Here is a 13,213-nt window from a genome sequence, read left to right as displayed (position 1 = left end):
GGCGCGTCAGGCCTGGGGCTCGACCTTCGCGAACCCGGACGGCGGCGTCGCGGGCTCGCAGCGGTGGTCGGAGTCGATGCGGAACAGCTCGAGCGCCCCGCAGACCTCGAGCACGAAGAGGTCGCGGTCGTCGCAGCCGCGCAGCACCGTGGCGCCGCCCCGCTTGCGCCCCGAGTCCGCGAGCGAGATGAGGAACGCCGCGCCGGTGGAGTCCATGAACGTCACGCGGCACATGTCGATCACGAGGAGCTGGCGGCGCAGCCCGACGACGCGCGCGGCGATCTCCGGGAACTGGTCACGCTCGGCGAGATCGAGGTCTCCGGCGATGACGAGCGTCGTCGTCGCGGGGGACGTGGCGATCTCGATCATGCCGTCGACTCTAATCGCCGCCCGGGTGGGTCGCGCGTCCACCGCCCCTGCACGGCGGGCGCGCGACCCGGGCTGGTCAGCGCAGGGCGCGGACCTCGTCGGCCGACGTGCCGGAGTCGCGCAGGAACTGCTCGCAGCGCTCGGCCTCCTCGACCTCGCCGAGGTACGCGGCGCACTCGGCGAGCGCGAGCAGCGCGCGCAGGAAGCCCTGGTTCGGGACGTGGTCGGCGGGGATCGGGCCCTGGCCGCGCCACCCCGCGCGGCGCAGGGAGTCGAGGCCGCGGTGGTACCCGGTGCGCGCGAAGGCGTACGCCGTCACGGCGCCGCGGGACCCGTTCTCGTGGAGGAAGTCCTCCGCGAGGTATGCCCACGCGAGCGAGCTCGCCGGCGAGCGGCCCGCGATCTCGTACGGGTCGCCGTCGGCCGCGATGGCGTCGCGGACGTGCGCGAAGTCGTCGGGGAGGCGGACCGGCGCGGGGCCGTCGAGGAGGTTCGCGTGCGTGTCGCTCATGGAGCCATTCTGCCCGCCCGGGGCTCACGCGGCACCGGAACGTGCCGAACCCGGGGTCGCTCCCCACACCGGCCGCACGACGAGGAGTGATCACGGGTTCGGCGGACGCGCCGTGGGCGGCGGACGCCCGAAAGGTCAATGGCCGGTAAACTCGGCGCCGGTCCCCGGGTGACTGCCGCCCGGGTGACGCCTCGGGCCCGCGGGCCCAGCGCCGTCGGGCACGACCTGCCCGCTCCGCTCCGGACGCCGGTGCGCCCACGACCATGACCGGCCCGAGGAACAGGCAGTGCGAAAGTGGGGATTCCATGCCAGGCGTGGTGCTCGTCGGTGCCCAGTGGGGCGATGAGGGCAAGGGCAAGGCGACCGACCTGCTCGGCTCCCGGGTCGACTACGTGGTCAAGTTCAACGGCGGCAACAACGCCGGCCACACGGTCGTCATCGGGGACGAGAAGTACGCGCTCCACCTGCTGCCGTCGGGCATCCTGTCCCCGGGCGTCACGCCGGTCATCGCGAACGGCGTCGTCGTGGACATCGAGGTGCTGTTCCAGGAGCTCGACGACCTGATCTCGCGCGGCGTGGACGTCTCCCGCCTGCTCGTCTCGGGCTCGGCGCACGTGATCGCGGGGTACCACCGGACGATCGACAAGGTGAGCGAGCGGTTCCTCGGCAAGCGCCGCATCGGCACGACCGGCCGCGGGATCGGCCCGGCGTACGCGGACAAGATCAACCGCGTCGGCATCCGCATCTGGGACCTGTTCGACGAGAAGATCCTCGCGGAGAAGATCGAGGGCTCGCTGGACCAGAAGAACCACCTGCTGGTGAAGGTCTACAACCGTCGCGCGATCACGGTCGACGAGACCGTGGCCGAGCTGCTGCAGTACGCCGACCGGCTCAAGCCGATGGTCGCGGACACGGCGCTCGAGCTGAACAAGGCGCTCGACGCGGGCAAGAACGTCCTCTTCGAGGGCGGCCAGGCGACCATGCTCGACGTCGACCACGGCACCTACCCGTTCGTCACGTCGTCCAACGCGACGGCGGGCGGGGCGCTCACCGGCTCGGGTGTCGGCCCGACGCGCGTCAGCTCCGTCATCGGCGTCATCAAGGCGTACACGACCCGCGTGGGCGAGGGCCCGTTCCCCACCGAGCTGTTCGACGCGAACGGCGAGTACCTGCTCAAGCAGGGCGGCGAGTACGGCGTCACCACGGGCCGCGCGCGCCGCTGCGGCTGGTACGACTCGGTGATCGCGCGCTACGCGACCCGCGTCAACGGCATCACCGACATGGTGCTCACCAAGCTCGACATCCTCACCGGCTTCGAGAAGGTGCCGGTCTGCGTCGCGTACGACGTGGACGGCGTCCGGTACGACGAGATGCCGCTCGACCAGACGGCGTTCCACCACGCGAAGCCGATCTACGAGGAGCTCGACGGCTGGTGGGAGGACATCTCCGGCGCGCGGACGTTCGAGGACCTGCCCGTCAACGCGCAGCGCTACGTGCTCGCGCTCGAGGAGATGTCGGGTACGCGCATCTCCGCGATCGGCGTCGGCCCGAGCCGCGACGCGATCATCCCGCGGCACGACCTCATCCACTGAGCCGCCGTCCCTGAACCGACGACGCACGCCGCCCACGGCCCGGACGCCCCGCAGGGTGTCCGGGCCGTCTCGGTAGACTCGGCGCCCGTGAAGATCCTCGTCGTCGGGACCGGTGCCCGCGAGCACGCCATCGTCCACGCCCTCGCGCACGAGGCCGACCGCCCGGGCGCCGAGCCGCACGAGCTGCACGCCGCCCCCGGGAACCCCGGCATCGGGGACCTCGCGACGCTGCACCCCGTCGACCAGAACGACGGCGCCGCGGTCGCCGCGCTCGCCACGGACCTGGGCGTGGACCTCGTCGTCGTCGGCCCGGAGGCGCCGCTCGTCGCGGGCGTCGGGGACGCGGTGCGCGAGGCCGGGATCCCCGTGTTCGGGCCGAGCGCCGAGGCGGCGCGGCTCGAGGGCTCCAAGGCGTTCGCCAAGGACGTCATGGCGGCGGCGTCCGTCCCGACGGCGCTCGCGCACGTGTGCACCGACGTCGACCAGGTCGCGGCCGCGGTCGACGCGTTCGGCGCCCCGTACGTCATCAAGGACGACGGCCTCGCCGCGGGCAAGGGCGTCGTCGTCACCGAGGACCGGCAGGCCGCGCTCGAGCACGCCGCCGCGTGCTTCGCCACCCCGCGGCGCGCGGCGGACGGCACGCCCGAGGACCCGCGCGTCGTCGTCGAGGAGTACCTCGACGGCCCCGAGGTCTCGCTCTTCTGCGTGAGCGACGGCGCGACCGTCGTCCCCCTCGCGCCCGCCCAGGACTTCAAGCGCGCGTTCGACGCCGACGCCGGCCCCAACACGGGCGGCATGGGCGCCTACAGCCCGCTCCCGTGGGCGCCGGAGGGCCTGGTCGACGAGGTCGTGACGCGCGTCGCGCAGCCGACGATCGACGAGATGGCGCGGCGCGGGACCCCGTTCGTCGGCGTCCTGTACGTGGGGCTCGCGCTGACGAGCCGGGGGACGCGCGTCGTCGAGTTCAACGCGCGGTTCGGCGACCCGGAGACGCAGTCGGTGCTCACGCGCCTCGCGACGCCGCTGTCCGCCGTCATGCTCGCGGCGGCGCAGGGACGCCTCGCCGAGATCGGGGCGCTGCGCTGGCACGACGACGCGTCGGTCACCGTCGTCGTCGCGGCGCACGGCTACCCGGGCGCGGTGCGCGGCGGCGACCCGATCACGGGCATCGACGCGGCGGAGGACGTCGAGGGCGTGCACGTGCTGCACGCGGGCACGTCGCGCGCGGACGACGGCGGCCTGGTCGCCTCGGGCGGCCGTGTGCTGTCGGTCGTGGCGCGCGGCGCCGACCTGGCCGAGGCGCGCCGTCGGGCGTACGCCGCGGTCGACCGCATCGTGCTCCCGGGCTCGCACCACCGCACGGACATCGCGGCCAAGGCCGCCGCGGGCGAGGTCACGCTCGCGGGCTGACACCCCGCCGTCGGGCCCAACCGGCCCGACCCCGACGCGCCCGGGGTGCCCGTCGAGCACGACGCCCCACGCCGTCGAACACGACATGACGGTCGCTATCACGCTGATAGCGACCGCCATGTCGTGTTCGGCGCCGTGGGGTAGTTCAGGGGCGACGTGTCAGGCTCGGTGCCACTTCTGGGCCGCGGTGCCGTTGCACGTCCAGATCTGCAGCTTGGTGCCGTCGGCGCTGTTGCTGCTCGGCACGTCGACGCACTTGTTCGCCAGCACGGACACCAGGTCGCCCGCGCCGCTCAGCACGAACTTCTGGGCCGCGTTGCCGCTGCAGTTCGCGAGCTGGAGCGCCGTGCCGTCGGCCGTGGCCGCCCACGCGACGTCCATGCACTTGCCGCCCGCGCGGACCGTGCCGTCGGACTCGAACGTCCAGCGCTGCGCGTTCGTCCCGTTGCAGGTCCAGAGCTGCAGCCGCTTGCCGTCGCTGAAGTCCGAGCTCGGCACGTCGATGCACTTGCCCGCGAGCCCGACGAGCGCGCTGCCCGACCCGCCGCCTGTCGTGACGAGGGAGAGCCCGTACGCCGAGAGGATCGGGTTCACGGGCTGGTAGATGAACTTGCCGCCGTTGGAGCAGTCGTTGATGCGGCCCGACGTGACGCCCTGCGCCTGGTTGCCCGAGATCACGGAGCCGCCGGAGTCGCCGCCCTCGGCGCACGCGCTGCCGCGCACGAGGCCCGGGATGTCGCCGTTGCCGTAGTTCACGGTGATGTTCTTCTGCTCGATGACGCCGCAGCGCCAGCCCGTCGTCGCGCCGGACCGGCAGACCGACGCGCCCACCGGTGCCTCGGCGGACCCGGCGACGTCGACCGTTCCGCCCGCGTAGTTGTTCACGCGGGGGACGGGGGTGAACCCGGCGTCGACGCGCACCCAGGCGTAGTCGTGGCCGGGGAACGACGCCGCCTGGACCGTGCCCATGCGCGCCCAGCTCGCCGTGAGCACCTCCTTGCCTGCCGCGCCGCAGTGCCCGGCCGTGACGAATCCGCCCTGCACGGCGAAGCCGATCGAGCACGCCGAGCCCGACGACGCGCCGGGGTCCCGCGTGATGTACCGGTCGCCGCCACGCACGTCGGCCGTGAGCTCGTACGGCGCGTCGACGAGCTCGGTCCGGACAGCGGCCGCGTCGACCCCCGACGCTGCGACGAACGCCTCCGCCGCGGCCGGGTCGAGCGACTCGACGACGACCTCGTTGGTCGTCACGTCGACGTACCAGGCCTGGACGGCGTCCGGCGTCGACGCCTCGTCCAGCCCGGCGGCGACCCCGTCGAGGTCCGCGAGGCTGCGCTCGACGACGACGGCCTCGGCGCCGGCCGCCTCGACCTCCGGGACGGCGGAGGGGTCCGTGACGGCGACGACGGGCGTCGCGGCGTCGGCGTCGACCCACGTGCCGGCGTACGCCGCGCCCAGGCCGCCGCTCAGTACCTGCTCGACGGCGCCGGCCGCGGCGTCGAGGGCGAGCCGGTCGGCGACGCCGTCGGCGTCGAGGCCCAGGTCGCGCTCCAGCGCGCGGAGCTGGCCGGGGGACAGGTCGTCCGGTCCGGGGACGGGGCCGGCGAGCAGCGCGGGGACCTCGGCCCTGGTGGTCGACGCTGCGGCGACGGGTGCGCTCGCGTTCGCCGACGTCGCGAGCCCGACGCTCGCGGCGATCACGCCGATTCCGGTTGCTAGCGCTGTCAGGCGATGGTGCATCGTGCCGTGGTGCATCGTTGCCTCCTCGGTGCGGATGTCGCCCTGCCGTCGTCGGCAGGGCCGGGACAGCGGTGCAGGCGCCCCCGAGGGGGTCGCTCCGATGCAGGCCCCCGACGGTGAGGGAGCGCTCCCACGACCGTCCTGATGGCACAGTAGCGACTTCCGTGGCGTTCGTCGCGTCCGGGCTCGGAGGCGGGCGCGGTCCGTGCTGTCGGGTGAGGCGTCGCGGTGCTGTCCCCGAGAGGCCGCCGGGACGGGCGGCAAGGTCGGGCCACCCGTTCGGCGAGGCGGGCCGACGGGCCGACCGACCGGTCGCCGGACACGGTGCCGCGCCTGTGGAGGGCGGTGCGAGACTAGGGGCCGTGACCGACACCCCTCAGGACCCTGCCTCGGCCCTCTCGCTCGGCGAGGCGGACGCGCTCGACACCGCGGCGCTCGACCTGCCCGGCTGGACGCACGTGTACTCCGGGAAGGTGCGCGACCTCTACGCGCCGGACCTGCCCGCCGTCGGTGGCGTGCACCCCCTCGGTGACGTCGTGCTCGTCGTGGCGAGCGACCGGGTCAGCGCGTACGACCACGTGCTGTCGCCGGGGATCCCGGACAAGGGCGTCGTGCTCACCCAGCTCAGCCTGTGGTGGTTCGAGCAGCTCGCCGACCTCGTGCCGAACCACGTGGTGTCGACCGAGGTCTCGTCGGAGCCGGGCGACGGCCTCGTGCCCGACGTCGTCGCCGGGCGCGCGATGATCTGCCGCCGCCTCGACATGTTCCCCGTCGAGTGCGTCGTGCGCGGGTACCTCACCGGCTCGGGGCTCGTCGAGTACCGCGCCGGGGGAGACGTCTGCGGCGTGCCGCTGCCGCCCGGGCTGGTCGACGGGTCGCGACTGCCGGAGCCGATCTTCACGCCCGCGACCAAGGCCGCCGTGGGCGAGCACGACGAGAACGTCTCGTTCGACGCGGTCGCCGAGCAGATCGGCCTCGACGACGCCACGCGCCTGCGCGACCTGACGCTCGCCGTGTACGCGCGCGCCGAGCAGATCGCGCGCGAGCGCGGCGTGATCCTCGCGGACACCAAGCTCGAGTTCGGCGTGGACCCGACGACCGGCCGGACCGTCCTCGGTGACGAGGTGCTCACGCCCGACTCGTCACGGTTCTGGCCCGCGGACCAGTGGGAGCCGGGGCACGCGCAGCCGAGCTACGACAAGCAGTTCGTGCGCGACTGGCTCGTGTCGCCCGCGTCCGGGTGGGACCGCGCGTCCGACACCCCGCCGCCGTCGATCCCCGCCGACGTCGTCACGCGCACCCGCGCCCGGTACCTCGAGGCGTACGAGCGGCTCACGGGCTCGACGCTCGGCTGAGCCGTCAGGCGGTCCGCGCGGCGACCGGGCGCACGTAGGTGTGCCCGCTCGGCGCGGTCCACCGGACCGAGCCGTCGGCGAGCAGCGCGGGACGCCAGCCGTCGCGCGCGCGGACGACCCGGTGGTGCCGACAGAGCGCCACGAGGTTGTCGGCCTCCTGCGCGGCGGCCGCGGCGTCGTCGTCGGCGCCCGGTCGTGGGGCCACGACGTGGTCGAGGTCGCAACGGAACGCCGGGACGCGGCAGCCGGGGAACACGCAGGTACCGTCGCGTGTGAGGACGCGCGCGACGGTCTGCGGCGACGGTCGTGCCCTGCCGCGCTCCGCGGTGGGGGCGAGCGGTGCTGCCATGCGGACCTCCTGCGTCGTCGAGCCACGGTTCGTGCGAGGGCGGGGAAGGGGCAGGACCCCGCCCTCGCACCGTGCCCGAGCGTGCGTCTCGAACACGTGTTCGACTCTAGCGGCACCCTCTGACACGCGTCGAGGGCTGGCGTGATAGGTCGGCATCCGATATATATCGCTCATGGCGTCACGTCCTCCCGCGTTCCGGATGACCGAGCAGGCGTACCTCGTGCTGCTCTCGCTCAGCGCAGAGCCGCGGCACGGGTACGCGGTGATCCAGGCGGTGCGCGAGCTCTCCGACGGCGGCACCCGGCTCGGGGCCGGCACGCTCTACGGCAACCTCGACCGGCTCGTCGCCGCCGGACTCGTCGAGCCGACCGGCGAGGAGGTCGTCGACGGCCGCCTGCGGCGCTACTACCGGGCGACCGACGACGGGCGCCGGGCGGCGCGGGCAGAGACCCTGCGGCTGGCCGAGCTCGCCGAGCGCGCGCGACGGTCGCTGGAGGGCCGCGGCCCAGCGGGCGCCACCGACGGCCTGGCCGGGAGCGGCGCGTGACCGCCGTCGGGACGGACCGGTACGAGCGGTCCGCCCGGTTCTGGCTCCGCGCCTACCCGCCGCGCTGGCGCCGCCTGCACGGTGACGAGGCGCTCGCGGTCCTGCTCGACCTCGCGCCCGCACCCGACGACGCCGGGGCGCCGCACGGCATCGGCCCGCGCGAGGCGTGGGGGCTCGTGCGCGCGGGCTGGGGGCTGCGGTGGCGCGAGCACCCGCCGCTCGGCCGCTGGTTGCTGTACCGGCTGTTCGACGCTCGGCTGCCCGCGCGCTACTGGTGGTGGGTGGCCGACGACATCCACGGGGCGCTCTACCCGTGGCGCAGGGGCGTCGCGGCCGCGCTGCTCGTCACGGGGATCCAGATGGTCGCCCCCACCGCGATGGCGCTCCTCGGGCTCGTCTCGACGGGGTCGGGGCACGCGTGGCGTCTTCCGTTCGCCTGGTGGTACTGGCCGCTGGTCCTCGTGTGCGCCATCGGGTCCGCCACGCTGTTCTCCCGGTCGAACGGGGAGCGCGCGTGGCGCAAGCACGTGCTCGACGGCAACATCCCTGCCGGTCCGCCCCGCTCGGCGGGGGGCTGAGGCACTCCCGGAGCCCGGCCCGGTGCGACTGCGACTGGGCAGACCACGCCTCTACCTCGGTGAACCACGGCTCTACCTCGGTCGACCAGAGTTCTACCTCGGCGCTCAGGAAGCGTCGTGCCACCGTGCGGACGCCCGCCGGACCGCGCTCGCGCGCCCGGTAGACTGGCCGCGGAATCCCGCCGTCGGCTCCCGCTCGCCCCGTCCCACCGGCCGTCCTCGACGACCGTGACGTGGGCGGGATCCCGGAGCCCCGGCTCTCCCGAACTCTCTCGCCAAGGAGCCCCCGTGGGACGCGTCGTCGTCGAGGTCATGCCCAAGCCCGAGATCCTGGACCCGCAGGGCAAGGCCGTCGTCGGGGCGCTGCCGCGCCTCGGTTTCACCCAGTTCACGTCCGTGCGCCAGGGCAAGCGGTTCGAGCTCGAGGTCGACGGCCCGGTCACGCCGGAGATCCTCGCCGCCGCCCAGGAGGCCGCGGTCAAGGTCCTGTCGAACCCGGTCATCGAGGACGTCGTGCGCGTGGCGGACATCGAGGCGGACGCGGCCGCGACGATCACGTCCGAGGGGCTCGCCTGATGTCCGGCGCGACGCTCGCGACGGCGCGGATCGGCGTCGTCACGTTCCCCGGCACGCTGGACGACCGCGACGCGGCGCGCGCGGTGCGTCTCGCGGGCGGTGAGGCCGTGTCGCTGTGGCACGCGGACGCCGACCTGCACGGCGTCGACGCGGTCGTCCTGCCCGGTGGCTTCTCCTACGGGGACTACCTGCGCGCCGGCGCGATCAGCCGCTTCGCGCCCGTCATGGAGTCGATCGTCGACGCGGCGGCGGGCGGCATGCCCGTCCTGGGCATCTGCAACGGCTTCCAGGTCCTCACCGAGGCCCACCTGCTGCCCGGCTCGATGGTCAAGAACGACCACCTGCACTTCATCTGCCGCGAGCAGGTGCTCGTGGTCGAGAACGTGGACACGGCCTGGACGCGCGACTACACGGCCGGCCAGCGCATCACGATCCCGCTGAAGAACCAGGACGGCCAGTTCGTCGCGGACGACCGCACGCTCGACGAGCTCGAGGCGGAGGGCCGCGTCGTCTTCCGCTACGACGGCTGGAACCCGAACGGGTCGCGCCGGGGCATCGCGGGCATCACGAACGCGGCGGGCAACGTCGTCGGCCTCATGCCCCACCCCGAGCACGCCGTCGAGGCGGGCTTCGGCCCCGCGAACGAGGCCGGCCCGCGCGCGGGGACCGACGGGCTCGGCTTCTTCACGTCGGTCCTGGGCGCGCTCGTCAGCGCATGACGAGGTCGGCGTGACGGGCTCGCTCCCGCGCGTCCTGCCCGACGACGCCGCGCGCCTGGGCGCGCACGTCACCGTCGAGGCGGTGCCCGGGGACGACGCCGCGGCCGAGCTCCTGCGCACCCGTCAGCAGGCGGAGCTCGCCGTGCGCTACGGCGAGCCCGACGCGGGCCCGTTCGTGCCCGACGCCTCGATCGCGAACGTCGTGGTCCGTTCGGCCGGTGAGCCCGTCGCGTTCGTCGCGCTGCGCGACGTGTCGGGCACGCCCGACGGCCGCGGCGGCACACACCCCTCGCGGACGGGCGAGGTGAAGCGTCTCTGGGTCGAGCCGGCCCACCGGGGCCGCGGGCACGCGCGCACGGCGATGCGGGCCGCGCACCGGCACGCCGTCGAGGCCGGGCTCGACCGCCTGGTCCTGGAGACCGGGACCCTCCAGCCCGAGTCGATCGACCTGTACCTCTCGCTCGGCTACGTCCCGATCGAGTCGTACGGGCACTACGCCGGGCACCCGCTCTCGCGCTGCTTCGCGCTGGACCTGGGGACGGCGGACTCGGGCGTCGGCACCGACGGTGTGGACGCGACCTCGGCGACGAGCGGCGGGCGCGGGGCGCGCGACGCACGCAGACCCGCCACCCCGAGCGAGCCCGTCACCGTCCCCGCCCCTGGGGTCGTCGACGTTCGCGCGGTCCCGTGGGGCGACCCGGACGCGGCGGCGCTGCGACGGGAGATGCACGAGACGTCCTCGGCGGTGCTCTACCCCGAGCTGTTCGCCGGGCTCGACGCCGCCGGAGAGTTCGACGCCGTCGACGCCCGCGTGGGCGCCGAGGTCGTCGCGACCCTCGTCGCGTACCGGGACGGCGAGGCCGTCGGGTGCGCGTCGCTGCGCAGCCCCGCTCCCGGGGCGCCCGTGGACGCGCTCGAGGTGAAGAAAGTCTTCGTGCGCGAGCGCGCACGTCGGACCGGGACCGCGCGCCGGCTGCTCGACGCCCTGGAGGTCGTCGCCCGCGAGCGGGGGGTGTCCACCCTGCTGCTGGAGACGGGCATCCGGCAGCCGGGCGCGATCGCGCTCTACCGCTCGCTCGGGTACCGCGCCGTCGCGCAGTTCCCGCCGTACGTCGGGGACAACCACGTCGCGCTCTGCTTCGCGAAGCCGCTGGTCTGAGGGGTGAGCCAGGGTCTTCTCGGGGGTGTGCCGGATATGCCCGCGGTGTCCGGTCCCGCTAGGGTGTCCCCGTGATCCCCCTCGCGACCGGTGCCTACTCCGCGGCCTCCGTGATCCTCGAGCTGCTCGGCTGGGTCGCCTCGGTCGCGTCACGGGTGCCCGGCCGGATCGGGGTGCTCGCGGGCGAGCTGCGCGAGACCGCCGTCGAGTGGGGGCTCCCGGTCGGCGAGGTGTCCGACCTCTACGCCGCCTTCCCGGTGCGCCTCGCGCTCGCCGTCGGCGCCGTCGCGCTCGTGTGCGCCGTCGTCGCCCTGGTGCACGGGCTCCGCGAGCGTCAGCGTGCCGAGGGGGCCGTGGACGCCGTGCGCGTCAGCGGCCGCTGAGCAGCGGCACGACCTCCCGACCCAGGAAGCGGACGAACCGCTCGACGTCCGGCTCGTCGGCGGTCGGCTGGACCGCGACGGCCGTCGCACCCGCGTCGGCCAGCGCCTGGACGGCCGCGGCGATCGTCGCCGCGTCCCCGCCCGCGCCGACGCCCTGACCGGCCTCCTTGCCCCACAGCGGCACCTCGCGGTCCACGCGCTCCTGCGCGTCCGGGCCCGTCGCCGCGATGAGGGTCGCGTGGACGTCGAAGTCGCTCCCGGCGCTGGCCCTGTCCCCGTCCCGGCCTGCTCTGGCAGCCGCGGCGGCCGCCCGCACGTCGTCCGGGGTGAGAGCGTTCGCGAGGATCAGGCCGTCGCCCAGCTCGCCCGCCAGCGCGAGCGACCGGGGGCCGACGCCACCGAGCCACAGCGGGACGGACTCCGCGGGAGGCCAGTCGAGGCGTACGGCGTCGAGCGTGACGTACCGCCCCGCCGTCGTGACCTCCTCGCCCGCGAGCAGCCTCCGCAGGGCGGTGGTGTGCTCGCGCAGCAGCGTCAGCGGTGACGCGACGCGGACGCCGGCCTGCCCCATCCACGCCTGGACGCCGTGGCCCACGCCCGCGACGAGCCGGCCGGGGAACATCCGGGCGAGCGTCGCGACCTCCATCGCCGTGATCGCCGTGCTGCGCAGCGGGGCGGGCATCAGCCCGATGCCGACGCGGACGTGCTCGGTCCAGGCGAGCGCCGCGGCCGCCGAGGCCAGGCCGGACTGCTTGAAGCAGTCCTCCCACACCCAGAGGTCGTCGAGGCCTGCCTCCTCCGCGGTGGTGGCGAGCCGCCGCAGGCTCTCCGGTGCGTGGGTGGGCACGAACGCGATACCGAGCCGTGGTGTCGTCATCTCGTCATCGTGCCGGGCGCCACCGACACTCAGCCGTCGTGCCGCCGCGCACGTGAACTCCCGCGAGCGGGTCGCCGCGCGAGCTCGTCGGACCGCGCCAGGAAGGCGAGCTGCGCCGCGACGGACTGCCGCGCCGCGCCGAGGACCGTCGGGTCGACGTCGGCGTAGACGCTCGCGACGACCTGCTCCACCGCGTCGTGCGCACCCGCGGTGAGCCCGAGCCCGTCGAGCGCCGCCCGGACCTGGTCGAGGCGCTCGAGCCGGTGCTCGCGGTACGCGCGCACCCGTCCCGCGAGGTCCTCGATGACCGGCCCGTGGCCCGGGAGCCCCGTCGCCGGGGCTGGGCCCCCGGACGCGACCGCCTCGATCGCGTCGAGGCTCGCGAGGTACGCACCGAGCGAGCCGTCGGGCTGCGCGATCACCGTCGTGCCGGTCCCGAGCACGGTGTCCCCGGTGAGGACCGTCGCGCCCGTCGGCGGCACCGCGCTGCGGGTAGCGGCGTCACCCGACCGGGCGTCGCGCGGAGTCGCGTCACCGGGGATCTCGTCGCCGGGCGAAGCGCCGCCCGGGGTCGCGTCGCCAGGGCGCGTGCCCCCTCCGGCGCGGTCGTCGGCCGGGGCGAGCGGGCCGTCGTCGGGCAGCACGAGGCAGATCGAGTCGGCCGTGTGGCCCGGGGTGGTGAGGACGACGACGCGCAGCCCGGCGGCCTCGATCACCTCGCCGTCGCGCAGCGGCGCGCCGCCGTGGCAGTGTGCCGGGTCCGCGGCGCGCACCGGCGCCCCGGTCCGCTCGCGCAGCCCGGGGGACCCGGCCGTGTGGTCCGCGTGGCGGTGCGTGACGAGCACGAGCTCGACCGGCCCGGCCGCCGCGAGCGCGTCGAGGTGCGCGGCGTCGTCGGGCCCCGGGTCCACGACGACGCACGTCGCCGAACCCGGAGCGCGCAGCACGTACGAGCGCGTGCCGTCGAGCGTCATCGGGCCCGGGTTGTCGGCGCGCAGGACCGCGGCGAGCCGGGTGACGGGCGTGGGCTCTGTCATCGCGGGCCGGC

15 protein-coding genes are annotated in these 13,213 nt (G+C 74.9%); 9 read left to right on the top strand and 6 right to left on the bottom strand.

What is annotated here, in order from left to right:
• Nucleotides 1-6: 6 nt before the first annotated feature.
• Together AC6CH9_RS02215 and AC6CH9_RS02210 are read right to left on the bottom strand one after the other, a co-directional pair.
• A complete protein-coding gene (locus AC6CH9_RS02215; RefSeq protein WP_498153445.1) occupies nt 7-369 on the bottom strand; it encodes an STAS domain-containing protein in 363 nt (120 codons plus the stop codon).
• Nucleotides 370-445: 76 nt separating this feature from the next.
• Entirely contained in the window at nt 446-880 is a 435-nt protein-coding gene (locus tag AC6CH9_RS02210) for a DUF3151 domain-containing protein (protein WP_047233595.1), read from the bottom strand.
• Between the two features lie 305 nt (nt 881-1,185).
• Between AC6CH9_RS02210 and AC6CH9_RS02205 the strand changes: the two genes are divergently transcribed.
• Together AC6CH9_RS02205 and purD are read left to right on the top strand one after the other, a co-directional pair.
• The gene (locus AC6CH9_RS02205) at nt 1,186-2,472 is read left to right on the top strand and encodes an adenylosuccinate synthase (protein WP_498153444.1); all 1,287 of its coding nucleotides are present in this window, start codon (nt 1,186-1,188) and stop codon (nt 2,470-2,472) included.
• Nucleotides 2,473-2,559: 87 nt separating this feature from the next.
• Nucleotides 2,560-3,882 (top strand): phosphoribosylamine--glycine ligase, encoded by a 1,323-nt coding sequence (purD, locus tag AC6CH9_RS02200; RefSeq protein WP_498153443.1) that lies wholly within the window; start codon nt 2,560-2,562, stop codon nt 3,880-3,882.
• A gap of 159 nt (nt 3,883-4,041) precedes the next feature.
• Here the strand turns inward: purD and AC6CH9_RS02195 are convergent, their stop codons facing one another.
• On the bottom strand, nt 4,042-5,637 hold the full coding sequence (locus AC6CH9_RS02195; protein WP_498153442.1) for a ricin-type beta-trefoil lectin domain protein: 1,596 nt from the start codon (nt 5,635-5,637) through the stop codon (nt 4,042-4,044).
• 347 nt (nt 5,638-5,984) lie between these two features.
• On the opposite strand from AC6CH9_RS02195, the gene AC6CH9_RS02190 reads away from it, so the two are divergent.
• A complete protein-coding gene (locus AC6CH9_RS02190; protein ID WP_498153441.1) occupies nt 5,985-6,977 on the top strand; it encodes a phosphoribosylaminoimidazolesuccinocarboxamide synthase in 993 nt (330 codons plus the stop codon).
• Nucleotides 6,978-6,981: 4 nt separating this feature from the next.
• Here AC6CH9_RS02190 and AC6CH9_RS02185 read toward each other — a convergent pair whose 3' ends face one another.
• Nucleotides 6,982-7,326, bottom strand: coding sequence for an HNH endonuclease signature motif containing protein (locus AC6CH9_RS02185; protein WP_498153440.1), 345 nt, complete (start codon nt 7,324-7,326; stop codon nt 6,982-6,984).
• 172 nt (nt 7,327-7,498) lie between these two features.
• Here AC6CH9_RS02185 and AC6CH9_RS02180 point away from each other — a divergent pair, with 172 nt between their 5' ends.
• From AC6CH9_RS02180 to AC6CH9_RS02155, 6 genes are all read left to right on the top strand, one after another.
• A complete protein-coding gene (locus AC6CH9_RS02180; protein WP_498153439.1) occupies nt 7,499-7,873 on the top strand; it encodes a PadR family transcriptional regulator in 375 nt (124 codons plus the stop codon).
• A complete protein-coding gene (locus AC6CH9_RS02175) occupies nt 7,870-8,451 on the top strand; it encodes a hypothetical protein (RefSeq protein WP_498153438.1) in 582 nt (193 codons plus the stop codon). The genes AC6CH9_RS02180 and AC6CH9_RS02175 overlap by 4 nt, the downstream gene beginning before the upstream one ends.
• A gap of 288 nt (nt 8,452-8,739) precedes the next feature.
• Entirely contained in the window at nt 8,740-9,027 is a 288-nt protein-coding gene (gene purS, locus AC6CH9_RS02170) for a phosphoribosylformylglycinamidine synthase subunit PurS (protein WP_053369361.1), read from the top strand.
• Nucleotides 9,027-9,746: a phosphoribosylformylglycinamidine synthase subunit PurQ gene (gene purQ / locus AC6CH9_RS02165; protein ID WP_498153437.1), complete on the top strand. Its 720-nt coding sequence runs from the start codon at nt 9,027-9,029 to the stop codon at nt 9,744-9,746. Before purS ends, purQ begins: the two co-directional genes overlap by 1 nt.
• Nucleotides 9,747-9,756: 10 nt before the next feature.
• On the top strand, nt 9,757-10,905 hold the full coding sequence (locus AC6CH9_RS02160; RefSeq protein WP_498153436.1) for a GNAT family N-acetyltransferase: 1,149 nt from the start codon (nt 9,757-9,759) through the stop codon (nt 10,903-10,905).
• Between the two features lie 71 nt (nt 10,906-10,976).
• Nucleotides 10,977-11,288, top strand: coding sequence for a hypothetical protein (locus AC6CH9_RS02155; protein ID WP_498153435.1), 312 nt, complete (start codon nt 10,977-10,979; stop codon nt 11,286-11,288).
• Here AC6CH9_RS02155 and AC6CH9_RS02150 read toward each other — a convergent pair.
• Both AC6CH9_RS02150 and AC6CH9_RS02145 read right to left on the bottom strand, forming a co-directional pair.
• Nucleotides 11,275-12,165, bottom strand: coding sequence for an LLM class flavin-dependent oxidoreductase (locus tag AC6CH9_RS02150; protein ID WP_498153434.1), 891 nt, complete (start codon nt 12,163-12,165; stop codon nt 11,275-11,277). The genes AC6CH9_RS02155 and AC6CH9_RS02150 overlap by 14 nt on opposite strands.
• Nucleotides 12,166-12,194: 29 nt before the next feature.
• Nucleotides 12,195-13,202 carry an MBL fold metallo-hydrolase gene (locus AC6CH9_RS02145; protein ID WP_498153433.1) on the bottom strand — a complete coding sequence of 336 codons (1,008 nt, stop codon included), beginning with the start codon at nt 13,200-13,202 and terminating at the stop codon, nt 12,195-12,197.
• Nucleotides 13,203-13,213 lie beyond the last annotated feature (11 nt).

It is taken from the genome of Cellulosimicrobium sp. GQ32 (assembly GCF_059758455.1).
Note: the sequence above shows the minus strand (reverse complement) of the source record. Positions and strands in the feature narration are given on the sequence as shown.